Source organism: Nocardia sp. MH4 (assembly GCF_019266065.1).
Classification (GTDB): Bacteria; Actinomycetota; Actinomycetes; order Mycobacteriales; family Mycobacteriaceae; genus Nocardia; species Nocardia canadensis.
The window spans coordinates 21,532-42,845 of the sequence record NZ_LPNR01000105.1; the positions used below are offsets into that span (position 1 = coordinate 21,532).

The window sequence follows — 21,314 nt, forward strand, 5'->3', positions numbered from 1 at the left end:
TCAGCGTACCCCTGCAACCGCAGGCGGCGCCGTGCCGATTCCCACAGTGACGGAGCCGACCCTCACTCCGCGGTGCCGGGCTCCTCGGCTTCGGACTGCTCGGCCTTCTTCGCCTCGGCCGCCCGCTCGGCGGCGACGCGCTCGGCCTCGGCCTGCTCGGCGGCGGCGAACACATCGGGCAGGCGGCCACCGGAGGCGTCGATCAGTTCACGCAACCGGTCGTAGCCCACCGCGGGCAGCCGGACCTCGGAGTCGTCGGCCAGCCGTGCCTTCACCGCGCCACGCTTGGGAATGCTGATGCCCTTGACCTGTGCCCAGTCGAGGTGTTTCGTGCCGACCATCGTGCTCAGGTCCAGGCCCGCGTCGGAGATCGTGGTGTGCGTCCGCACGACCCACCAGATCGCCACGAGCGGGAGCAGCAGCAGCCACCACAGTCCCGCCGGCCAGCCGACGAACGGGAAGAACACGCAGAACGCGAGCACCAGCACGCCGATGTAGGCCAGGCGCGGCACCCCGATGACGTGCACGCCCGGCGTGGGCGTGGTCGACCTGCGCGGCACCAGCAGCCAGACGACGACCGCGGTGGGCACGATCAGCCCGATCCGCAGGCCCAGCGACCAGTCCTGCACGGTGCCGACGACGACGAAGATCAGGTACGCGAGCACCACCGCGGCGATGGCCGCGAGCCTGCCCGGGCTCGCCGAGCGCAGGCCGCCGGGTCGCGAGGAGCGACCCGTATCGGTTCCCTCGGCGGCGGTGTGGGACGATTTAGCCGGTGGCACGGACTGATGCGGTGATGACACCCTCCTATCCTCGCATCCTGGTACACGGACCCACGCAACCACTCACGTCCCACATAATGGGACGCAGAGAGTAGTCTGTTTGACTCTTCGGCTCACGCGCGCCTAACGTCGTGCTCGTGAATCGAACCGAGTTGCTCGTAATCGGCCGGCGCGTCCAGCGTTGAGCCTGACTGCCTGAGTCGAATACGTCAGCTCGCGTTGCGACGCGCCACCCTCGAACAGCCATGGCTGGTCGGGGGCTTTTTTGTGTTCGGGCATTACCCGACGCGGCGGGTCGCAAGGCACCGCGTGTCAGGCACACCAAGTGTTGTCCGGGGTCAGAACGACAAAGTTAGGAACGAAGACGGTGAGTGCACCAACCGCACGGCCCGGGCCATCGGCCCGCAGGTCAGCGCCTTCAGCGGGACAGTCGAACCAGACTGGTAGCCCGGCGACCAACCCCACCCGCCGCCAGGTCGCGCCCGAGCGCGTCACCGGCGCGCAGTCGGTGGTCCGGTCCCTCGAAGAGCTCGACGTCGACACCGTATTCGGCATTCCCGGCGGCGCGGTCCTGCCCGTCTACGACCCGCTGTTCGATTCCACCAAGGTCCGCCACGTCCTGGTGCGTCACGAGCAGGGCGCCGGTCACGCGGCGACCGGCTACGCGCAGTCCTCGGGCAAGGTCGGTGTGTGTATGGCCACATCGGGCCCCGGCGCCACCAACCTGGTGACCCCGCTGGCCGATGCCCAGATGGACTCGGTCCCGATCGTGGCGATCACCGGTCAGGTGCCGTCGAGCCTGGTCGGCACCGACGCGTTCCAGGAAGCCGACATCTCCGGCATCACCATGCCGATCACCAAGCACAACTTCCTGGTCAAGGACCCGATCGACATCCCGCGCATCCTGGCCGAGGCGTTCTACCTCGCCGCCTCGGGCCGTCCCGGCGCCGTCCTGGTCGACATCACCAAGGACGCTCTGCAGGCCCAGACCACGTTCTCGTGGCCGCCGGAGATGCGGCTGCCCGGCTACCGTCCGGTCACCAAGCCGCACGGCAAGCAGGTGCGCGAGGCCGCCAGGATGATCCTGGAGTCCAAGTCGCCGGTGCTCTATGTCGGTGGCGGTGTCATCAAGTCCGACGCCTCGGCCGAGCTGCTGGAGCTGGCCGAACTGACCGGCATCCCGGTGGTCACCACCCTGATGGCGCGGGGCGCGTTCCCCGACAGCCACACCCTGAACATGGGCATGCCCGGCATGCACGGCACCGTCGGCGCCGTGGCCGCGCTGCAGAAGTCGGACCTGCTGATCACCCTCGGCGCCCGCTTCGACGACCGCGTCACCGGTCAGCTGGACTCCTTCGCCCCCGACGCGAAGGTCATCCACGCCGACATCGACCCGGCCGAGATCGGCAAGAACCGCCACGCCGACGTCCCGATCGTGGGCGACGCGCGTGAGGTCATCGTCGAGCTGATCGAGACCCTCAAGGCCGATCCGCAGTCCGGCGCCGCCCCGCTGCTGAACCTGACCGAGTGGTGGGCCTACCTCAGCGGGATCCGCGACAACTACCCGCTGGGCTGGAAGACGCCCAGCGACGGTTCGCTCTCGCCGGAGTTCGTCATCGAGACGCTGGGCCGGCTGGCCGGTCCCGACGCCGTGTACTGCGCGGGCGTCGGTCAGCACCAGATGTGGGCCGCGCAGTTCATCAAGTACGAGAAGCCGCGCACCTGGCTGAACTCCGGTGGCCTCGGCACCATGGGTTACGCGGTTCCCGCGGCCATGGGCGCCAAGATGGGCACCCCGGAGAAGGAGGTCTGGGCGGTCGACGGTGACGGCTGCTTCCAGATGACCAACCAGGAGCTGGCCACCTGTGCCGTCGAGGGCGTGCCGATCAAGGTCGCGCTGATCAACAACGGCAACCTCGGCATGGTCCGCCAGTGGCAGACCCTGTTCTACGAGCAGCGCTACTCCAACACCGATCTCGGCACGCACACCCTGCGCATCCCCGACTTCGTGAAGCTGGCCGAGGCCCTGGGCTGCGTTGGCATCCGGGTGGAGAAGGAAGAGGATGTCGAGGCCGCGATCCGGCAGGCGCAGGCGATCAACGACCGCCCGGTCGTGATCGATTTCATCGTCGGCAAGGACGCCCAGGTGTGGCCGATGGTCGCCGCGGGCACCAGCAACGACGAGATCATGTTCGCCCGCGGCATCCGCCCGCTCTTCGACGAGGACGAGCAGGTCTCCGAGCCCGCCGTCATCCACGAGGCGATGGAGCGCGAGCAGGCGGCCTTCGAGAAGGGTTCCCAGGAATGAGCACCACCCACACCCTGAGCGTTCTCGTCGAGGACAAGCCGGGCGTGCTGGCGCGTGTCGCGAGCCTGTTCTCGCGCCGCGGCTTCAATATCGAGTCGCTGGCGGTCGGCGGCACCGAGATCCCCGAGATCTCGCGCATGACGATCGTCGTGACCGTCGACGATCTGCCGCTCGAGCAGGTCACCAAGCAGCTCAACAAGCTGATCAACGTCATCAAGATCGTGGAGCAGGACGCCGACGCCTCGGTGGCCCGCGAACTGATCCTGGTGAAGGTGCGGGCCGACGCGTCGGTGCGCACCCAGGTGATCGAAGCCGTGCAGTTGTTCCGCGCCAAGGTGATCGACGTCTCGCCCGACGCGCTGACCATCGAGGCCACCGGCACCCGGTCCAAGCTGGATGCCCTGCTGCGCATGGTCGAGCCCTACGGCATTCGCGAGATCGTGCAGTCGGGCGTGGTCGCAGTCGGACGCGGTCCGAAGTCGATCACGGCCACCCGCTAACTTTTACCCACCAGAAATTATCCAGAAGGGACTCCACAGTGGCAGTCGAGATGTTCTACGACGACGACGCTGACCTGTCGATCATCCAGGGCCGCAAGGTCGCCGTGATCGGCTACGGCAGCCAGGGCCACGCGCACTCGCTGAGCCTGCGCGACTCCGGTGTCGACGTCCGCGTCGGCCTCGCTGAGGGTTCGAAGTCGCGGCCGAAGGCCGAAGAGGCCGGTCTGACCGTCGGCACCCCCGCCGAGGTCTCCGAGTGGGCCGACGTGATCATGGTGCTGGCGCCCGACACCGCCCAGGCGTCGATCTTCACCAACGACATCGAGCCGAACCTGAAGGACGGCGACGCGCTGTTCTTCGGCCACGGCCTCAACATCCACTTCGGTCTGATCAAGGCTCCGGCCAACGTCACCGTCGCGATGGTCGCCCCGAAGGGCCCCGGCCACCTGGTGCGCCGTCAGTTCGCCGACGGCAAGGGCGTTCCGGCCCTGATCGCAGTGGACCAGGACCCGACCGGCGAGGGCCAGGCGCTGGCGCTGTCCTACGCCAAGGGCATCGGCGGCACCCGCGCCGGCGTCATCAAGACCACCTTCAAGGAAGAGACCGAGACCGACCTGTTCGGTGAGCAGGCCGTCCTCTGTGGTGGCACCGAGGAGCTGGTCAAGACCGGTTTCGAGGTCATGGTCGAGGCGGGCTACGCCCCCGAGATGGCCTACTTCGAGGTCCTGCACGAGCTGAAGCTGATCGTCGACCTGATGTACGAGGGCGGCATCGCGCGCATGAACTACTCGGTGTCCGACACCGCGGAGTTCGGTGGCTACCTGTCCGGTCCGCGCGTCATCGACGCCGACACCAAGGAGCGCATGAAGGCGATCCTGAAGGACATCCAGGACGGCACCTTCGTCAAGCGCCTCGTCGCCAACGTCGAGGGCGGCAACAAGGAGCTCGAGGGTCTGCGCAAGGAGAACGCCGAGCACCCGATCGAGGTCACCGGCGCCAAGCTGCGCGGCCTGATGAGCTGGGTCGATCGCCCGATCACCGAGACCGCGTAAGTTCTCGCTGTTCGCTGTCGAAGGGCCCGTTCGCCGTGCGCGAGCGGGCCCTTCGCCATCGATTTGCCGATCGGCCGCTGAGGTCGGGTTCGGCGCGCGTCCTTGCTGTTGATCACCGATAGCGCGAGACTTGCTCGATGACGAATCAGACGGTGGAGGACTTCGCGGACGAAGCGGTCGCACAGGGCAAGGCGGCGCGCAAACGGATCTCGCGCTCGGAACTGGGGGAGTGGGGCGCGGGGCCGGACCGGGAGGATCCGGTCACCATTCTGGAGCGTCAGGCCATGACCAGGGTGCCGGAGCTGGTGCCCATCCGGTATGCCCGGATGAGTCTGTCCCCGTTCACCTTCCTGCGCGGCGCGCCCGCGATCATGGCGGCGGATCTGGCCAAGAGCGCCAACACCGGCCTGACGGTGCAGCTCTGCGGTGACGCCCACCTGTCGAACTTCGGGCTCTACGCCTCGCCGGAGCGCAACCTGGTCTTCGACGTCAACGATTTCGACGAGACCCTGCCCGGTCCGTTCGAGTGGGACGTCAAACGCCTCGCGGCCAGTGTAGCCGTGGCCGCTCGCGACAACGGGTGCGAGGACGATCGGGCCGCCACCGCCGTCGAAGCCGCCGCCCGCGGCTACCGCGAGGCCATGCACATGCTCGCCGAGGCCGACAGCATGTCGGTCTGGTACGAGCGGGTCGACGCCGAGCAGGTCTACGACCTGATTCAGAAGCCGAAGGTGCGCAAGAAGCTCGACCGTGCCATCAGCACCGCCCGCGGTAAGACGAGTCTGCAGGCGCTGAACAAGCTCACCGAGCCCGACGCGAACGGTATTCCACGCATCAAGAACCAGCCGCCGCTGCTGATGCCGATCGAGGTGCCGGACGAGAAGATCATCAAGGAGGTCTTCGCCGACTTCCGCCGTAGCCTGCCCGACGAGCGCCGGATCCTGCTCGACCGGCACCGCCTGGTGGATCAGGCGATGAAGGTGGTCGGTGTCGGCAGCGTCGGCACCCGGTGCTTCATCGCGTTGATGATGGACAAGGAGACGGGCAGCCCGCTGTTCTTGCAGCTCAAGGAGGCCGAGACCTCGGTGCTGGCGCCGCACCTGAATCCGAGCAAGTATCACCACCAGGGGCATCGGGTGGTGGTCGGGCAGCGATTGATGCAGTCGGCCAGCGATGTCTTCCTGGCCTGGGCGACCGGGCCGGCCGGCCGGTTCTTCTACATGCGGCAGCTGCGCGACATGAAGGGCTCCGCCGACGTCGCCAATCAGACCCACAGCGAGCTGGCCCAGTACGCGGAGCTGTGCGGCTCGGTGCTGGCCCGTGCGCACGCGCGCTCCGGCGATCGCGTCGCCATCGCCGCCTACCTCGGCAAGGGCGACGTTTTCGATCGCGCGATGGGCGAGTTCGGCCTCGCCTACGGCGACCAGACCCTCGCCGACCGCCACTCTCTGCTCGCCGCCATCGACTCCGGCCGCATCACCGCGGCCCCGCACGCCTACTGAGGTCCTCGCCGCCTACACTGGTTACCGATGAGTAAGTTCTTTGCCTCGGTGGACCAGGTGCAGGACCGGCTGACCGCGGCCGGCTACCTGCCGTCCCTCGACATCGCGACCGCGGTCTTCCTGGCCGATCACCTCGGCAAGCCCCTGCTGATCGAGGGGCCCGCGGGCGTCGGCAAGACCGAGCTCGCCAAGGCCGTCGCCGCGGCGGTCTCGGCCCAGCTCATCCGCCTGCAGTGCTACGAGGGCATCGACGAGGCCCGCGCGCTCTACGAGTGGAACCACGCCAAACAGCTGCTGCGGATCACCGCGACCTCGGGGGAGACCTGGGAGGGCACCCGCGACCACGTCTTCACCGAGGAGTTCCTGCTCACCCGTCCGCTGCTGGCCGCCATCCGCAACCCCGATCCGACGGTGCTGCTGATCGACGAGCTCGACAAGGCCGACGTGGAGCTGGAGGGCCTGCTGCTGGAGGTGCTCGGCGATTTCCAGGTGAGCATTCCCGAGCTCGGCACGGTCACCGCCGTGCGCAAGCCCTTCGTGATCCTCACCTCCAACGCCAACCGCGACCTGTCCGAAGCGCTGAAGCGGCGCTGCCTGTACCTGCACATCGACTATCCGGCGGCCGAACTGGAGAAGGCGATCGTCCGGCTCAAGGTGCCCGAACTGGACGCGGACCTGGCCGAGCCGGTCGTGGCGACCGTGAGCGCGTTGCGGCAGCTGTCGCTGCGCAAGGCACCCTCGATCGCCGAGACCGTGGACTGGGCCAAGACCATGGTCGCGCTGGGTAGCCGCACGCTCAGCGCGGGCGTTGTCCGCGCCACCCTGGGCGTGCTGCTGAAGTACCAGTCCGATCATCGGGTGGCGATCGAACGGCTCGGTCTCGACGATCGGACCGACGGCAGCGTGGCCCGATGATCGGCGCCGTGGCGTGGTGACCATCGTGGCGGCGCACGGCGGTGTCGAAGCACCGATGTCGGATCGCCTGGTCGGCTTCGTCGGGCTGTTGCGCGAACACGGCATCCACGCGGGCCCCAGCGAGACCGTCGACGCCGCGGCGACGATCGTCGCCCTCGGCACCGCAGACTCCCGGGTGCTGCGCTCGGGCCTGGCCGCCTGCCTGCTGCGCCGCAACGGCCAGCGCGCGGTGTTCGATCAGCTCTTCGATCTCTACTTCCTCGACGGCGCCCGGCCGGTCGCCGTGGCGGACGAGGATGCCGATCCGCTGCGCGAGCGGGTCATCGCGGCGCTGATTCAAGGCGCCGACACCGCCGAACTCGCCAGGGAGGCGCTCAATACCTTCGGTGCCTACGGCGGCGCGGGGGAGAGCGCGGGCCGGGTCACCTCGGCGTCGGGCGCGGGCTGGTCGTCGTATCTGACGATGAAATCGCTGCGCCCGGAAGAGATCTCCGAACAGGTCGCGCAGACCATGGGCGGGACAGGCCAGTTCGACGCGGCAGTGCACACGATCGAGGCACGTCGCCGGGTGGAGCAGTTCCGTGCGCAGGTGCAGGCCGAGGCCCGGTTGCGCTCGGCGCAGCTGCGCGGCACCGACTACATCGCGCGCCGCGGCGTCGAATCCGGCGCGGACAGTACCGATTTCCTCGGTGCTCGCGAGCAGGACCTGGCCGAGATGCGGCGTCTGGTGCATCCGCTGGCCCGCAAGCTCGCCACCCGCCTTGCGGTGCGCCGCAAGAAGGCCGTGCGCGGGCAGATCGACCTGCGCCGCACCCTGCGCCGTTCGATGGCCACCGGTGGTGTCCCCATCGATCCGGTGCTGCGGGCCCGCCGCCACGGCCGCCCCGATCTCGTCGTGCTGGCCGATGTCTCGGGTTCGGTGACCGGTTTCGCCGAGTTCACCCTGCAACTGGTGCAGGCCCTGCAGGACCAGTTCAGCCGGGTCCGCAGTTTCGGCTTCGTCGACGTGTGCGCCGAGATCACCGACTACTTCACCCCCGGTGAACCACCCCCGGCCGGCTTCGCGCGCGAGATCGTCCGCGACGCCGGCGTGGCCCGCTTCGGCTCCAGCAACTACGGCGAGGCCTTCCAGGGTTTCGTCGACCACTACCTCGACGCCCTGGGCCCACGTACCTGCGTGCTCATCCTCGGCGATGCCCGCACCAACCGCACCGACCCGAATCTGGCCGCGCTGCAAGCGATGACCGAACGGGCCAAGGCGGTGTACTGGCTCAATCCGGAGCCGTCGCGCTCGTGGTCGACCGGTGACTCGGCCGCCCACGTCTACACCGACATCGTCACCATGCACGAATGCCGCACGGTGCGGCAGCTGGCCGAGGTGATCGGCCGGCTGCTGCCCGCGTGAGTTCGCGTCCGGTCAGCGCGGGCTGAGCCGCACCACCGCGTACTCGTGCTCGCTCTTGGCCTGGTACTTGCCGTACCGGGGCTGCGCGGCGGTGATGGACTCCCAGGCCGTGGCCCGCGCCGCGCCGGTCAGCACGCGCGGGGTGACCGGCAGCGGTGCCTCGCCGGGCAGCTCGATGGTGGCCTGGTCCGGGTGTGCCATCAGGTTGAGGTGCCAGTCGGGGTGGCCGTTCTTGCCGCCCGAGGCCACCAGCAGCCAGGAGTCGCCGTCGGCGAACCAGGAGATCGGCGTCTGTCGCGGTTCGCCGCTGCGGCGGCCGATGGTGTGCAGGATCAGCACGTCCATGCCCATGAAGGTGCCGTGGCCCGAGCGGACCTTGCGGTTCATCCTGGCGTTCATCCGGTGCTGCATCCACCGGGAGAAACCCCCGTGCGAGCTCTTCTTGTGGGACTGGTTGGTGGTCATCTCGAAGGTTCCTTTCGGTGGATCAGGGGGTGGGGGTCGGACGGGGCTCAGCCCCAGGCGCCGGCGATCTGGCGGGTGGTGGCGTTGAGCCGGTTGAACATGTTGGTGACGCCGATCATCAGCACGATCGAGGCGAGCTGGCGCTCGTCGAAGTAGCTGGCGGCCGCGTCCCAGATCTCGTCGGTGACGGCGTTGGGACGGTCGGCCAGGCGGGTCGCCGCCTCGGCCAGCTCGAGGGCGGCGCGCTCCTCGTCGGTGAAGTACGGGGTCTCCCGCCAGGCGACGACGGTGGCGAGGCGATCCTCGCTGACGCCGGCTTTGCGGGCGGTCTTGGTGCCGCCGTCGACACAGGCGCTGCAGCCGTTGATCTGGCTGACCCGCAGGTGCACCAGCTCCAGGATCTCGCCGTCGACGCCGCCGGTCTGCACGGCCTTGAGGACCTGCTGGATCGGGCCCATCGCGTCGGTGAGGACCATGGCCGGGTTCTGCATCCGAGACTGCATGTCGTTCTCCTTGTTTCCCGTTGTTCTCCGCTGCTTGCGGTGTGACCCAATAACAGCCCGTCGTGCGCCGGAAAACGATGGCTGTGGGACACTGTGGGACAGTGGAAAACGGCCCTGACCTCCCGATTGTCCTCGGGAAACTTCCTGATCCGGGCCGGGACAGCGACAGTGGGAAACGGTGGTTGTGCAACAGCAGACGGCGAAGGCCTACCCGCAGGACGAACTCGCGGCGCGCCTGCGCCTGATCCAGGAGCTGTCGGGCCGCGGCGTGCGTGCGCTGGCTCGCGACACCGGGCTGAGCTCGTCGTCGTTGTCGCGCTACCTCAGCGGGCAGACGGTGCCGCCGTGGCCCGCCGTGCTGGAACTGTGCCGCCTGGTCAAACGCGATCCGCGTCCGCTGCGCCCGCTCTGGGAGCGCGCCAACAACCCGCTGCCCGCGCCGCCGAAGACCAGTCGACAGGTCGCGCCGCCGAGCCCGCCCGCCGACGCCCCACCGCCGCCGCGTAACGACCTGCCCCGCGACGTCCCCGACTTCACCGGCCGGGAACAGGCGCTGGCCGATGTCCTGGCCGCCGTCCGGGCCGACCGCGTGGTCGCCATCGACGGCATGGCCGGCGTCGGCAAGACCTCCCTCGCCGTGCACGCCGCGCACCAGCTGACGGCCGACTACCCCGACGCCCAGCTCTATCTCGACCTGCACGGTTTCACCGACGGCCGTCAGCCGCTGGACCCCGACGCCGCCCTGCGTGCCCTGCTGGCCGCCCTGCAGGTGCCCTCGGAGAAGGTGCCGCAGGACGGTGGCGTCGAGTTGCGGGCGGCGTGCTGGCGCTCGGAGCTGGCCCGGCTGCGCGCGGTGGTCGTGCTCGACAACGTCGCCGACGCGGCGCAGGTCAGCCAGCTGCTGCCGGGCGCGGGCGAGTCGGTCGCCATCATCACCAGCCGCAATCGGCTGCTCGAGCTCGACGAGGTGCCGCCGGTGACCCTCGACGTGCTCACCGCCGAGGAGAGCGCCGAACTGCTGGTCCGGGCCAGTGGTGACGCGCGCGGACCCGACGGCAGGCTCGCGCGGGAGCCGGAGCAGGCCGCGGAGGTGCTGCGGCTGTGCGGCAATCTGCCGCTGGCGTTGCGGCTGGCCGCGGCCCGGTTGCGGCACCGTCCGGGCTGGTCGGTCGGCATCCTCGTCGAGCGAATGGCCGAGGGCGCCACCGAATTCGACACCGCGTTCGGCATGTCGGTGCGTCAGCTCAACCGGGATCAGCGCCGCCTGTTCCGGCTGCTCGGCCTGATCCCCGGCTCCACCTTCACCGACTATGTCGCCGCCGCGGTCGCCGATGTGCCGCTGCGCACCGCGCGCACCATGCTCGAGGATCTCCTCGACGCCCACCTGGTCCAGCAGCCGGCCGAGGGCCGCTACCGCCTGCACGATCTCGTCCGGCAGCACGCCCGCCACGCCACCTTCGAACACGATTCCGACGCCGACCGCGAGCGCGCGCTGGGCCGGGTCCTGGACTACTACGTGCATACCGCGGCCGCCGCCGACGCCGCGATGCCGTTCCTGTCGCCCACCCGCCCCGTCTCGGCGGGCTCGCCCCCGGCCGACCTACCGACCTTCCCCGGCCGCGACGCCGCGTTCTTCTGGTTCGTCTCCGAGTACACCAACCTGATGGCGGTGTTCTACGCGGCCGTCGAGGTGGGCGCGAACGTCCACGTGTGCGAGCTGCCGCGCTTCATGCGCGCGTTCTTCGCCCGGCGGTGCGGCACCACCCACCTCAATGCCCTGTTCGAGCAATCCCTGACCGCCGCACAGCATCTCGGTGACCCCCGCCAGCTCGCCGAAGCGCACAGCGACCTGGGTTTCGCCCGCTACAACGCGGGCCGGATGACCGAGGCGGCCGCCGCCTACGCCGCCGCCGCCCCGCTGGTCGCGGCCGCGGGCGACCCGCTGCCGCGCGCCGAGCTGACCATGCGCTGCGCCCAATTACGCTGGGACGAAGGCGATACCGAGGAACCACTCGAACTGTTCCGCCAGGCCCGCGACCTCTACGCGAGCAGCGGTTGCCCGATGAGCGCCGCCGACGCCATGGCCAGCGAGGCGTGGGCCATGCTGCAGCTGGGCCATCGCGAGCAGGCCGCCGAGCTGGCCCGCGAGGCGCTGGCGGTCCCCGCCGACAATCCGACCTGGCCGCCGTCGCTGCAGGCCCAGATCACCCTCGGTGTCGCGATCGCCGCCGACGCGCCGGAGGAGGCGCTCGCGCACCTGAGCAGCGCGCTGGCCTCGGCTCGCGCCGACGGCCACAAGCACAACGAGGCCTGGTGCCTGAACTGCCAGGGCGTCGCGCTGCGCCGGATGGGCCGCTACGAACAGGCCCTCGCCAGCCATCGGGAGGCGTTCGCCCTGCTCGACGACCTGTTCGAGGAGCACTGGAAGATCCACTTCCTCAACGGCTACGCCGAAACCTGCCGGCTGGCCGGTCTTCCCGACGAGGCGTTGCGCCTGTACCGGCAGACCCTGGAGCTGGCACCGAAACTCGGCTACCGCCTCGCCGAGGCGCTCGCGCACCAGGGCATCGCCGACGTGCTCGAACCCACCGACCCGGACGCCGCCGCCGAGCATCGCGCGGCGGCCCAGGCCATCCAGTCCGAGCTCAGCCCATCGACTTCGCTCCATCCAGCGATTCCCGAATGATGTCGGCGTGGCCGGAGTGCTGCGCCGTCTCGGTCATGATGTGCATGAACACCCGGCGCGCGCTCCAGCGTCCGCCGGGCTCGAACCACGGCGCCTCCGGCAGCGGCTGAGCCACGTTCAGGTCCGGCAGCGTGCGCACCAGCTCGTCGGTGCGCGCGGCCACCTGCTCGTACTCGGCCAGCACGCCCGCGAGGGTCTCGTCCGGCAGCAGCACGAACTTGTTGCTCCACTCGGCGATCTCCGCCTCGCTCATCGAGGAGAAATCGGGTCCGGCCGCGGGCCCCTCGACGATGAACTTCGCCCAGTTCGCCTCGACCGCCGCCACGTGCTTGATCAGCCCACCCAGGGTGAGTTCGCTGGCGGTGGTCCGCATCCGGGCCTGCTCGTCGGTCAGCTCGCGGGTGGTGAAACGCAGGAAGTGGCGGTGCTTGGCCAGCATCTCCAGCAGGTCGGTGCGCTCGGTGTCGAGGAGGGGGGAAGCGGTGGTGGTCATGAGCTGGTTTCCCTTCGTTGTCGGTATGAAAGCCAAGGTAGAACCCATTGCGGTCACTTTCTGTCCGCAATGTGCGGGAGAATGGAAAACATGGCCGACACGAGCGCTCGCACCCTCCGTCTGCTGTCTCTGCTGCAGACCCATCGCTACTGGCCGGGCACGGAACTGTCCGAGCGGCTCGGTGTTTCGCCACGGACGCTGCGCCGCGACATCGATCGTTTGCGTGAGCTCGGCTATCCGGTGGACGCCCGGCCCGGCGTCGACGGCGGCTACCAGCTCGCCGCGGGCGCCGCGCTCCCGCCGCTGGTCCTCGACGACGACGAGGCCGTCGCCATCACCGTCTGCCTGCAAGCCGGCTCCCAGGGCGCGGGCGACGGCCTGGCCGAACCGTCGGTCCGCGCCCTGGCCAAACTCGTCACTGTCCTGCCCACCCGCCTGCGGCGCCGGGTCGACGCGCTGCGCGCCATGACCGTCTCCGCCGGCTGGAACGCCGTCCCGCTCTCCGACGTCGACCCGGCCGTGCTCACCGACCTCGCGCTGACCTGCCGCGGCGAGGAACGTCTCACTTTCACCTACACCGCCGCCGACGGCCGCACCAGCGCGCGCGAGGTGGAACCGCACCGCCTGGTCTCGCTGGGCCGCCGCTGGTATCTCGTGGCCTACGACCTGACCCGCCACGACTGGCGCAACTTCCGCGTCGACCGTCTCACCGACTCCCGCGCCACCGGCATCCGGTTCCGCCCCCGCGACCTGCCCGCTCCGGACGCCGTCACCTTCGTCCGCGACGGAATAGGTTCGCGCCGAACGGGGTACACCGTCACCGCCGAGATCGAAGCCCCCGCCCTCGATGTCCACGCCCGCGTCGGCCGCTGGTGCGTCGTCACCGCGCTGCCCGCCGACCGCTCCCACATCGAGATGACCGTCGACAACCTCGACTGGCCGATCCTGTTGCTGGGCAAGGTGGAAGCCGAGTTCCGCGTCCTCGGCCCGCCGGAACTCGTCACACGACTGACGGAGTGGGGATCGCGGTTCAGTTCCGTGTCCTGAGATTCACTCCGACATCACGTCCACGGCATTGCCGATCCGATCGAGACTCGTGGCGTACCGCTCGTCGACGGCCGTTCTGGCCGAGACGATCTCGACGATCTTCTGACCGATACTCTCCAGCTCGGTGAGGCTCGCGAGGATATCCCGCTTGCGCAGATAGGCGAGGTCGACCAGCGCCGGACCGGTTGTCCAACCGTCGTTGGCCGCGGCCGCGGGATCGATCTCGTCGAATTGTGTCTCGACCCGGTTCCGGGATTCGCTGCTGTTGGTCGAGATCGCGGTCCCCGCCGCGGTAGCGGCCGCCGGATCGATGCAAATATCGCCCATGCGTTGTCCTCTCAGATTCGCGGCGCGCAGGGATGGTAGTGCGCGGAACTCGGCTCGGTGGAATCCGGTGACACCGTCGCGAAGGTCACCACTGCCGCGTACAGGGCCACCACGCCGAGCGCGAGCCCCGCGACAGCGATCAACGGCGCCTTCCACCGCGAACCGCCACGCGCCAGCACGACGATCAGCGCGCCGAGCAATATCGCGGCGCCGATCAGGAGCCCCGCGCCGAGCGAGTTCAGCAGCACTGCCGCGCCGGGAACGTCGATCGTCTTCGCGCAGCGCGTCGCGAGCAGTTCGCTCTTCCGATCCGCCAATAGGCCGTCCGCCGCGACAAGGGCGACGATCGCGCCGCCGAACGCCGCCACGGCGGCACCGGCGAATACCCACGGTCCGCGTGCCACTACCAGGTCTCCTTGGGTCGGATGATGCGCACGTTCTGAGTGCCGCCGTCCTGATTCGAGAATCCGATCCGATCGGTCAGACTGAAGTCTTTTCCGTTGGTCGTGTGCTGCGAATAGAGGACATCGCCGTTCGGCAGGACGCCGGTGACGATGGCGGTGTGGTGTGCCTGGCCCGCGGTGTAATCGCCGACGTTCTGGGTGTGCTCCCAATAGACGACATCACCCGGTTTCGCGCCGCCGACCCCGACTTCCTGTGCGCCGTTGTTCAGGAAGAACTTCTTCTGTTCTTCGGCGTTGTACCAGGTATCGGTGTAGCTGAGGCCCTGGAGTGATCCCGGGCCCGGCCAGTCGAAGTCCAAACCGGCCGTGCGGCTGCGACTCCAGCCGTCGTCGTCGGTGGTGAGGTTGCCCTTCGAATCCAGCCCCGCCGCCGACATCGTGGTGGAGACGAAGTTCGCGCAGTTGTTCTCGAAGACGTCGATCGAGGTGTCGTTCGCGTGCTCGCGGGCGAACTGGACCGCCTTCACGGCGTTGTAGCCGTTGGAGCCCTCGAGCTCCTTCTTGACGGTGTCCGGTATCCCGCCGAGATCATGCAGTTCGACGGGTACCGCGAGCATCAGGTCCTGGCGACGCTCCACCGATAGCGAATTCCACCACTGCGCGACGACATCGGGTGATTGGCCCTGCGGCAGCGTCTCGCGGATGGCGTCGAGCGCGTCTGTCACCGCGGCGGACTGCTGTTTGACGGCTTCCTCGAGTGAGCTGCTGTCGACGCTGATCGCGAGCTTGCGCAGCGCGCCTGCCACTTCCGCATCGGCGCGGGTCGCCGCGTCGACCGCATCCTTGATCAGGGCATTACAGCGGACGCGGTCGTCCTCGGCGCTCTCGGCATCATGGTGATCGGCGGGAACGACGAACACGTCACCGTCCAACCGCAGTCCTGCGACCGTCCCCGCGGAGATAGCCGAGCTCGCCTGGGACTGTGCGATACGTGCCGCGTCCTCCAACGTGTCGAGCGCCGTGACAGCTCCGCGGAGCAGGACGGCGATCTCCTCGAGCTTGCCCGTCACGCCGACGATCCTGCCGCGCACGATGTCGCCGAGGTAGTCGGGCCACGATTCTTCCAACCGCTGAGTGCCATTGGCATGAATCTCCGCCACGGCCTCCTCGCAGTCTTTCGCGGCCGCCAACAGATCTTCCGCGGCCGCTTGCCATTTCCCCGGGTCCGCGTAGCGCAGTTGGTGCAGGTTCATCGGTTCCATTCATAGCAGACAGATGCCGAGCATCATTCTCGGTGAGCGTCGGGACCTGCCGTACCCAGCCACCGTGTGCGTCGCTGATGGGTGCCGGCGCGGCCGGTACTGCGGTTGCCGACCTCGTCGCACGACTGGCGCGTGGAGTACCCGGTTCACGACTTCGGTCGCACCGCCGTCCGTGAGCAGCTCACGCTCGCGGCTACGCGGTACGTGGTCCGCGACGAGCAGCGACGCGACCCGCCACAGCAGACCGCCACCGCGGCATCGACGAAGACCAACGGTCCGCGTGTCACCAGAACTTCTCGCATCGAGATGATGCGAGAAGTTCTGGATATCCTCCACCGTCGAAGGCAATTCCGCGGTCGACGGGGTCTGCCCCCGGATCGGCGGGCAGGCCCCGATCGATCAGTCGCAGCTACCGAAAGCGCCGTGCGGCAGCAGCTGATGCAGCCACTTGCGCAGCGGGTTGTGTCCGAGGTGCAGCCCGTTGTCGTGGTCGTGCCAGCCGCGGTCGACGAACTCGGCCGCAGCGGGCGGCTGCGCCGCGTGCGCGCCGGCCGGACCGGCGATACCGACGAGCGGGAGGGCGAGGAACGCGCCGGTCAGCGCGAGTCGGAGCAGGCGACGGTGGGATTGTTTCGAGCTCACAGGTGAATCCTTTCGAACCAGATCGTGCAGGCCTACACCCTGCCCCAGATTCCCGCCGCTGTCGTCCCCTGATCTGTCAGGCCCGGTATCCGTCCTGCGGACGATGATCCTGCGGTGGTCCAGTGGGGCGCTGATATCCCTGTGGTGCCCCCTGATTCGGTGCCGGGCTGTCGGGCCGCTGCGCGTCGGGCCGCAGCGGTGCGCTGGGGTAGGGCGTGGGCTGGGCTCCCGAGTGCAGCGCACCGAGCGCCGGTTGGGCGCCCGCATGCGGGGCGCCGGGAGCTTGCTGCCGTCCTGCATCAAGTGCGTCGGGAACGGGCGGCATGCCGGGATATGGTGCACCGCCGGTGAACTGGGCCCCCGGAGGCTGGGCGTGGAGCGCTTGATGCGGTGCGCCCGGCCATGGTCGGCCCGGCACACCGGCCATCGACGGTATGCCGGGATGCCTGCCCAGCTCCCGCGTCCCCCTACCGCCGGGTGGTCGGGCCGCCTTGCACCACCGCCGGGTCGACGGCAGCACCGCGAGCACGAACGTCACCACCGGAAACACCAACAGCAGCACCGACACCATCCACGGCACACTGCGCTCCACCGAGAACAGCCCGTTGAACACCGACTGCCCCAGCACCGCGTCCAGGTGACGCCCGATCGGCAGGTCGTACTGGAGCAGCTGGACCGCGGTCGACATCGCCGTCACCACATACGCGCCCAACGTCCCGACGCTTCCCAGCGCCACCAGTGTCGGCCCCGCCCCACGTCGCCGGAACAGCAGAATCGCCCCCACCGACAGCGACACCGCGGACAGCACATCGACCAGCAAGGTCGCCCCGGACACCACCGACACCCACCCCGGCGCGATCCCCCACCCGAACACCCCGGTCTCGCTCCGCACCATCCTGAACAGCCCGAACAGCACCCCCACGGCCCCGGCGATTCCCCCGAGCAGCGCGAGCGCCGCCGCCACCACGGCCGTCCCGCCACTGGCAGGCCGCTGATCGGCAACCCTGTACATCCGCTCCTCCTCGCTGTTTCCGGTCGACCCCACCCTCTCCCGGATTCGCCCCGCTGTCTCGTCCACCGACACGCATCCAGCCCACGAGTGAGCCCGCCGTCCTACCCAGTTACCCGGACTGGCGGTCGAATACACGAAGCCCCGGATCCCGTAGCCACGATGGTGTGGCGGTGCACTCGCTCTGTTTCGCGTGCCCTGCGGGAGCGAAGTCCGTCGAATGCGACCACCTCCGTTCGCCGATAGACCTCGGTGAGGGGCTTCGTGTACTCGCGAAGGCGAGTTCGGAGAAGTCGCTGATGTGGGCGATCGTCCTGTTGGTGGGTTCTCCGGAGGCCGTCGCGGCGGCCTCCGGTGGAACGAGGCGGCGGGCGAGGCACCTCCGTCATCAGCCGTTGCGGTACCGCTGCATCCGTCGCCGCCGGAAGAACAACTGATCGACCGCGACCGGATCGACCGCGGCCGTGATGTCCGCCAACCGAGTGTCGTAGTGATGCTCGTGGATGCACCGATGCAGATGTGCCCGCCGCTCCGGCACCAGATCCGACCACACCGCGCCGAAACGCCCCTGCGCCTCCGGCCCCGACACCGCGACCAGATCGAGAAGCGCAGGCCAGGAACTGGTCTCGGTGGCGTGCGCCGGCAATTCCGCGACCGTCGCGTCCGACAGTGCCGCCAGCGCGTACCCGACCACACCCCGGATGGTGTCGTCCATCCGCGACATCAACGTGAACAGCCCCCGCCAGCTCCCCACATCACTGCGATCGTCGAGCGGCGCGACCAACCCGACGCCCACCCCCGGATCGGTGAACACCGAATTCCCCACCAGCGTCCACAACCCGAGCGGCGTGAGATGCCCGACTACCGTGAGGAACTCGGGCACCGCACCTACCTCGATCGCGTTGCGCACCAGATTCGCGACCTCCCGCTGCGGCGCGCTACCGAACAGCAGGTCGCCGACCTGGCTGATCACATCCGGCGCACACCGCGAGAACACCGACAGCGCGGCGTGTTGCAGCGCGGGCCGCCCCGCCATCACCGCCTGCGCCATCCGCGGAATCCGCCGATGCGGCCCATCGAGCAACTGCCGGATCACCGAGCTCAGGATCTCGGAATCGTAGGAGTACGCGGCGGAGTGGATCAGCCCCGCGTCGTCGTGCACGTCCGCCTCGACCGCGGCGATCAGCTCCGGTGTGGCGCACGCCAGGAATGGCCCCGCCGTCACGTAGTCACACCGCCGCAGCAGCTCGTTGACGATCTCGACCACCGGCCCCGGCGGCGCCACATCCGCCAGCTGCGCGATCGCCCGCGGATCCAGGTAGGGCGCGCAATCCGCCGCGTACCCCGGATCGAGCATCATCAACGTCTCCGCGGCCTTGACCGGATGTTCCACCCCCACCGACCCCGCCGCCCGCCCGGTCGTCATCGGCGGAACCAGCCGCTGCACCAACGGAATCGAGATCGACAGCGGAATGAACGGCACCAGTGCGCTGATCCGCCGAAACGTCTCGGTGTGCTGATCGAACAGCACCCCCGCGATCTGCTGCTGCAACTCGTGCAACCGATCGGCCCCCAGATACCGCAGATGCTGCACCCGCTGAGGATGAACATGCAGCGTGCGAGCCAGCAGAATCAACTGCGCCCGCGTAGTCAGATCCGTCATCTGCCGCCGAACATGATCTTCTTCGTCACCGCGCGAAACGGCCGGGGCAACGCCCCCAACATCGAGTCGATCGACTTGTCCAACGCCTTCGCCTCGAACGTCACCGCCGCCCGCATCAACTCGAACAAGTCCCTGGCCTCATCAGCAGGCAAACTCTGTAGCGAGGGCAGCGCCACGGGCACGCCACCCTCACGGTCACTTCGATTCGTCATGTGACTCCTGGGTAACGCGAACTCACCCCCGAGGATGCCGCCTCCACCCGCCCCCGACCCCCAACTTCACGAAGATCTGTGCACAACAACGAAAACAACGACACGAATACATGTGAACCGACGTCCCACCGACGAAGTTTCACAGCATGTGTCCCTTGACACGCAGGACCTTCGATGCCGATGGGTGATGCCATGTGGGGAACATCCATCCAGACCGTATGCTCGCCGTGAAATTCGGCATCGAGAGACAGGCCGTCGGGCATGGCATCGCGTATTCCGTTCCCGAAACAGCTGTCGCGGGCCACCTCGGATCACGACGTCCTCATGCGAAACGACGGGGGATTCTCTCACCGCGATCGGTGCTCTGCGGGACCACTGGACAGTGAAACAGTAGCCCCACGGCACACGGGGTCAGAATACCTTCACACAAGACGCGCTCGATCCCGTCCCGCTGGTCGGCCTGCACTTCACCATCATGGGGATGGGCAGCACGTCGACTGTCGCTGACGCGCAGATCGACCGCGCGATCTCGCTTGTTCGAGACCGGCTCTCCGCGACGAAGCCGTTCGACCTCACCATCGGCTCGCCGCCGAGCTCATTGAAGCCGTGCCCTGCCTGCGAGCCGCCGATCCAGTGACAGTGCGGGTGCACCAGGTCGAACTGGTGGTGGTCCGGCCGAAGGCCGGACCTACCGGTGGGACACGTGCGCGGCGCTTCCGTTCAGCGGGTAGTGCGTGCGGCAGGCCAGTAGTCGCAGCTCGGCCGGGGCGCATGCTTCTGTGCCTGAATGCCGATTAAGATCGTCGGATGCCGCCTGCAGTCCCCGAAGCCCCACGATTCGAGATGGTCGACCTGTTCGCCGGCCCTGGGGGCCTCGATGTTGCGGCGAAATGGCTCGGGATCGAAACCGTCGGCATCGAATTCGATCCCAACGCGTGTGCGACACGGACTGTCGCGGGGCTCGACACGGTTGCCTCGGACGTCACAGATTGCTCACCGTCGGACTATCGAGCCAAGATCTTGGCAGGTGGGCCACCCTGTCAGACCTATTCGGTTGCTGGAGCCGGCGCAGGGCGCAATCGGCTGGCCCATGTGTTGGACCTTGTGGAGCGGATGGGCGATTCCCCTGATCCCAACGTCCGACCTGAGCTGGACGGACTAGACGACGTCCGGACAGGCCTCGTCCTCGAACCTCTCAAGTGGGCGCTTCAAGCGAAGCGGCAAGGCCGGCCCTACGACACGATCATCCTCGAGCAGGTCCCGACCGTACTTCCGGTGTGGGATGCGTACGCGAAGGTTCTTCGTAAGAACGGTTACTTCGCCGATGCCAAGGTGCTGTGCGCCGAAGAGTACGGCGTGCCGCAGACCCGCCGCCGAGCAATCCTGATCGCCCGGCGAGAGGGCGAGGTGGTCTGGCCGGAGAAAACGCATCAGAAGTTTGTTCGGGGTGGGAATACTCGGCACGGTGCTGATAAGCGCGAGCCCTGGGTATCGATGCAGCACGCGCTGGGGCGCGAGGATGAGTTCGTCGTCATTTCCAACTACGGCACAGGTGGCGATCCGGCCGCTCGTGGCGAACGTCGATTCGACGAGCCGGCGTACACCGTGACCGGCAAAGTCTCGCGGAATCGAATTGTCGATTCACGCGGGAAGTATGTGGCCAACGTCAGCTCCGAGGATGCGGGCAGGCTTCAAACCTTTCCCTACGACTACCCGTGGTCGGGCTTGGACGTGTCGCAGCAAATCGGCAATGCCATCCCACCCAGGCTGGCTGCTCACGTGCTGTGCGCGGCGGTCTTCGGTCGACAGGTGTCGTCGGAAGCGCTCGACGTGGCCGTGGCCAGTTCATGGAAGGTGTCCCAATTGGGCGTACCAGGTCTTCGGCCCGTCGGGCCACCACCTGCCCAGACTTTCAACCAGCCGGCGGTCGAGGATCGTCAGCTGGAACTCATCGCGCAATCGGTGCTGGCCGGCTGAGTCGTCCGGTCTGGTGGGACACGTGTAGCGAACCGCTGTTGCCCGCCGATAGCCCACATCGACCGGGTAACAACTATCCCGCTTGACCGGAACTAGTCGGATCGAGCCGATATTGTTACCCCCAACGTGGGGGAGTCAAACCTCCCAGCGTCGACTAAGG

21 protein-coding genes are annotated in these 21,314 nt (G+C 68.3%); 11 read left to right on the forward strand and 10 right to left on the reverse strand.

Annotated elements, in window-relative coordinates; all coding sequences use genetic code 11:
• Nucleotides 1–62: 62 nt before the first annotated feature.
• On the reverse strand, nucleotides 63–803 hold the full coding sequence (locus ATM97_RS18045) for a PH domain-containing protein (RefSeq protein ID WP_308248538.1): 741 nt from the start codon (nucleotides 801–803) through the stop codon (nucleotides 63–65).
• Between the two features lie 346 nt (nucleotides 804–1,149).
• Between ATM97_RS18045 and ATM97_RS18050 the strand changes: the two genes are divergently transcribed.
• The 6 genes from ATM97_RS18050 to ATM97_RS18075 all read left to right on the forward strand — a co-directional run bounded on the left by ATM97_RS18050 (nucleotide 1,150) and on the right by ATM97_RS18075 (nucleotide 8,464).
• Nucleotides 1,150–3,090: an acetolactate synthase large subunit gene (locus tag ATM97_RS18050; protein ID WP_218719206.1), complete on the forward strand. Its 1,941-nt coding sequence runs from the start codon at nucleotides 1,150–1,152 to the stop codon at nucleotides 3,088–3,090.
• Nucleotides 3,087–3,590 (forward strand): acetolactate synthase small subunit, encoded by a 504-nt coding sequence (gene ilvN, locus ATM97_RS18055; RefSeq protein WP_019048314.1) that lies wholly within the window; start codon nucleotides 3,087–3,089, stop codon nucleotides 3,588–3,590. The genes ATM97_RS18050 and ilvN overlap by 4 nt, the downstream gene beginning before the upstream one ends.
• A 50-nt stretch (nucleotides 3,591–3,640) precedes the next feature.
• Nucleotides 3,641–4,642: a ketol-acid reductoisomerase gene (gene ilvC / locus ATM97_RS18060; protein ID WP_186817432.1), complete on the forward strand. Its 1,002-nt coding sequence runs from the start codon at nucleotides 3,641–3,643 to the stop codon at nucleotides 4,640–4,642.
• Between the two features lie 137 nt (nucleotides 4,643–4,779).
• Nucleotides 4,780–6,144: a DUF2252 domain-containing protein gene (locus tag ATM97_RS18065; protein ID WP_218719207.1), complete on the forward strand. Its 1,365-nt coding sequence runs from the start codon at nucleotides 4,780–4,782 to the stop codon at nucleotides 6,142–6,144.
• Nucleotides 6,145–6,171: 27 nt separating this feature from the next.
• Nucleotides 6,172–7,059, forward strand: a complete 888-nt coding sequence (locus ATM97_RS18070) for a MoxR family ATPase (RefSeq protein WP_218719208.1) — start codon at nucleotides 6,172–6,174, stop codon at nucleotides 7,057–7,059.
• 16 nt (nucleotides 7,060–7,075) lie between these two features.
• The gene (locus ATM97_RS18075) at nucleotides 7,076–8,464 is read left to right on the forward strand and encodes a VWA domain-containing protein (protein WP_308248539.1); all 1,389 of its coding nucleotides are present in this window, start codon (nucleotides 7,076–7,078) and stop codon (nucleotides 8,462–8,464) included.
• Nucleotides 8,465–8,476: 12 nt separating this feature from the next.
• Here the strand turns inward: ATM97_RS18075 and ATM97_RS18080 are convergent, their stop codons facing one another.
• Both ATM97_RS18080 and ATM97_RS18085 read right to left on the reverse strand, forming a co-directional pair.
• Nucleotides 8,477–8,929, reverse strand: coding sequence for a nitroreductase family deazaflavin-dependent oxidoreductase (locus tag ATM97_RS18080; RefSeq protein WP_218719209.1), 453 nt, complete (start codon nucleotides 8,927–8,929; stop codon nucleotides 8,477–8,479).
• A 47-nt stretch (nucleotides 8,930–8,976) separates the two neighbouring features.
• Complete coding sequence (locus tag ATM97_RS18085) at nucleotides 8,977–9,432, reverse strand: carboxymuconolactone decarboxylase family protein (RefSeq protein ID WP_218719210.1); 456 nt, start codon at nucleotides 9,430–9,432, stop codon at nucleotides 8,977–8,979.
• Between the two features lie 178 nt (nucleotides 9,433–9,610).
• Between ATM97_RS18085 and ATM97_RS34905 the strand changes: the two genes are divergently transcribed.
• Nucleotides 9,611–12,118, forward strand: a complete 2,508-nt coding sequence (locus ATM97_RS34905) for a tetratricopeptide repeat protein (RefSeq protein ID WP_218719211.1) — start codon at nucleotides 9,611–9,613, stop codon at nucleotides 12,116–12,118.
• On the opposite strand, the gene ATM97_RS18095 is transcribed toward ATM97_RS34905, so the two are convergent.
• Entirely contained in the window at nucleotides 12,078–12,611 is a 534-nt protein-coding gene (locus tag ATM97_RS18095; RefSeq protein ID WP_218719212.1) for a DinB family protein, read from the reverse strand. The two genes, ATM97_RS34905 and ATM97_RS18095, sit on opposite strands and share 41 nt — an antisense overlap.
• A gap of 90 nt (nucleotides 12,612–12,701) precedes the next feature.
• Here ATM97_RS18095 and ATM97_RS18100 point away from each other — a divergent pair, with 90 nt between their 5' ends.
• Nucleotides 12,702–13,658 carry a YafY family protein gene (locus tag ATM97_RS18100; protein WP_218719213.1) on the forward strand — a complete coding sequence of 319 codons (957 nt, stop codon included), beginning with the start codon at nucleotides 12,702–12,704 and terminating at the stop codon, nucleotides 13,656–13,658.
• A gap of 3 nt (nucleotides 13,659–13,661) precedes the next feature.
• Here the strand turns inward: ATM97_RS18100 and ATM97_RS18105 are convergent, their stop codons facing one another.
• The 6 genes from ATM97_RS18105 to ATM97_RS18130 all read right to left on the reverse strand — a co-directional run bounded on the left by ATM97_RS18105 (nucleotide 13,662) and on the right by ATM97_RS18130 (nucleotide 18,896).
• On the reverse strand, nucleotides 13,662–13,985 hold the full coding sequence (locus ATM97_RS18105) for a hypothetical protein (protein ID WP_218719214.1): 324 nt from the start codon (nucleotides 13,983–13,985) through the stop codon (nucleotides 13,662–13,664).
• Nucleotides 13,986–13,996: 11 nt separating this feature from the next.
• Nucleotides 13,997–14,353: a hypothetical protein gene (locus ATM97_RS18110; protein ID WP_218719215.1), complete on the reverse strand. Its 357-nt coding sequence runs from the start codon at nucleotides 14,351–14,353 to the stop codon at nucleotides 13,997–13,999.
• A 35-nt stretch (nucleotides 14,354–14,388) separates the two neighbouring features.
• Entirely contained in the window at nucleotides 14,389–15,642 is a 1,254-nt protein-coding gene (locus tag ATM97_RS18115) for an amidase domain-containing protein (protein WP_218719216.1), read from the reverse strand.
• A gap of 408 nt (nucleotides 15,643–16,050) precedes the next feature.
• Nucleotides 16,051–16,293 carry a hypothetical protein gene (locus tag ATM97_RS18120; protein ID WP_218719217.1) on the reverse strand — a complete coding sequence of 81 codons (243 nt, stop codon included), beginning with the start codon at nucleotides 16,291–16,293 and terminating at the stop codon, nucleotides 16,051–16,053.
• A gap of 76 nt (nucleotides 16,294–16,369) precedes the next feature.
• Nucleotides 16,370–17,305 carry a hypothetical protein gene (locus tag ATM97_RS18125; protein ID WP_218719218.1) on the reverse strand — a complete coding sequence of 312 codons (936 nt, stop codon included), beginning with the start codon at nucleotides 17,303–17,305 and terminating at the stop codon, nucleotides 16,370–16,372.
• A 385-nt stretch (nucleotides 17,306–17,690) separates the two neighbouring features.
• Nucleotides 17,691–18,896: a hypothetical protein gene (locus ATM97_RS18130; RefSeq protein WP_308248540.1), complete on the reverse strand. Its 1,206-nt coding sequence runs from the start codon at nucleotides 18,894–18,896 to the stop codon at nucleotides 17,691–17,693.
• Nucleotides 18,897–18,905: 9 nt separating this feature from the next.
• On the opposite strand from ATM97_RS18130, the gene ATM97_RS18135 reads away from it, so the two are divergent.
• From ATM97_RS18135 to ATM97_RS18145, 3 genes are all read left to right on the forward strand, one after another.
• A complete protein-coding gene (locus ATM97_RS18135) occupies nucleotides 18,906–19,181 on the forward strand; it encodes a hypothetical protein (protein ID WP_218719291.1) in 276 nt (91 codons plus the stop codon).
• Between the two features lie 477 nt (nucleotides 19,182–19,658).
• Nucleotides 19,659–19,814, forward strand: coding sequence for a hypothetical protein (locus ATM97_RS18140; RefSeq protein ID WP_218719219.1), 156 nt, complete (start codon nucleotides 19,659–19,661; stop codon nucleotides 19,812–19,814).
• Nucleotides 19,815–20,020: 206 nt separating this feature from the next.
• Nucleotides 20,021–21,154: a DNA cytosine methyltransferase gene (locus tag ATM97_RS18145; RefSeq protein WP_255587984.1), complete on the forward strand. Its 1,134-nt coding sequence runs from the start codon at nucleotides 20,021–20,023 to the stop codon at nucleotides 21,152–21,154.
• Nucleotides 21,155–21,314: the final 160 nt, after the last annotated feature.

Bases quoted from the DNA above. Each gene is read 5' to 3' on its own strand.
- ilvN (WP_019048314.1), top strand. From the start codon at position 3,087: ATGAGCACCACCCACACCCTGAGCGTTCTCGTCGAGGACAAGCCGGGC.
- ilvC (WP_186817432.1), top strand. From the start codon at position 3,641: ATGTTCTACGACGACGACGCTGACCTGTCGATCATCCAGGGCCGCAAG.
- ATM97_RS18065 (WP_218719207.1), top strand. From the start codon at position 4,780: ATGACGAATCAGACGGTGGAGGACTTCGCGGACGAAGCGGTCGCACAG.
- ATM97_RS18070 (WP_218719208.1), top strand. From the start codon at position 6,172: ATGAGTAAGTTCTTTGCCTCGGTGGACCAGGTGCAGGACCGGCTGACC.
- ATM97_RS18080 (WP_218719209.1), bottom strand. From the start codon at position 8,929: ATGACCACCAACCAGTCCCACAAGAAGAGCTCGCACGGGGGTTTCTCC.
- ATM97_RS18085 (WP_218719210.1), bottom strand. From the start codon at position 9,432: ATGCAGTCTCGGATGCAGAACCCGGCCATGGTCCTCACCGACGCGATG.
- ATM97_RS18095 (WP_218719212.1), bottom strand. From the start codon at position 12,611: ATGACCACCACCGCTTCCCCCCTCCTCGACACCGAGCGCACCGACCTG.
- ATM97_RS18100 (WP_218719213.1), top strand. From the start codon at position 12,702: ATGGCCGACACGAGCGCTCGCACCCTCCGTCTGCTGTCTCTGCTGCAG.
- ATM97_RS18105 (WP_218719214.1), bottom strand. From the start codon at position 13,985: ATGGGCGATATTTGCATCGATCCGGCGGCCGCTACCGCGGCGGGGACC.
- ATM97_RS18115 (WP_218719216.1), bottom strand. From the start codon at position 15,642: ATGAACCTGCACCAACTGCGCTACGCGGACCCGGGGAAATGGCAAGCG.
- ATM97_RS18125 (WP_218719218.1), bottom strand. From the start codon at position 17,305: ATGTACAGGGTTGCCGATCAGCGGCCTGCCAGTGGCGGGACGGCCGTG.
- ATM97_RS18135 (WP_218719291.1), top strand. From the start codon at position 18,906: ATGAACATGCAGCGTGCGAGCCAGCAGAATCAACTGCGCCCGCGTAGT.
- ATM97_RS18140 (WP_218719219.1), top strand. From the start codon at position 19,659: ATGGGCAGCACGTCGACTGTCGCTGACGCGCAGATCGACCGCGCGATC.
- ATM97_RS18145 (WP_255587984.1), top strand. From the start codon at position 20,021: ATGGTCGACCTGTTCGCCGGCCCTGGGGGCCTCGATGTTGCGGCGAAA.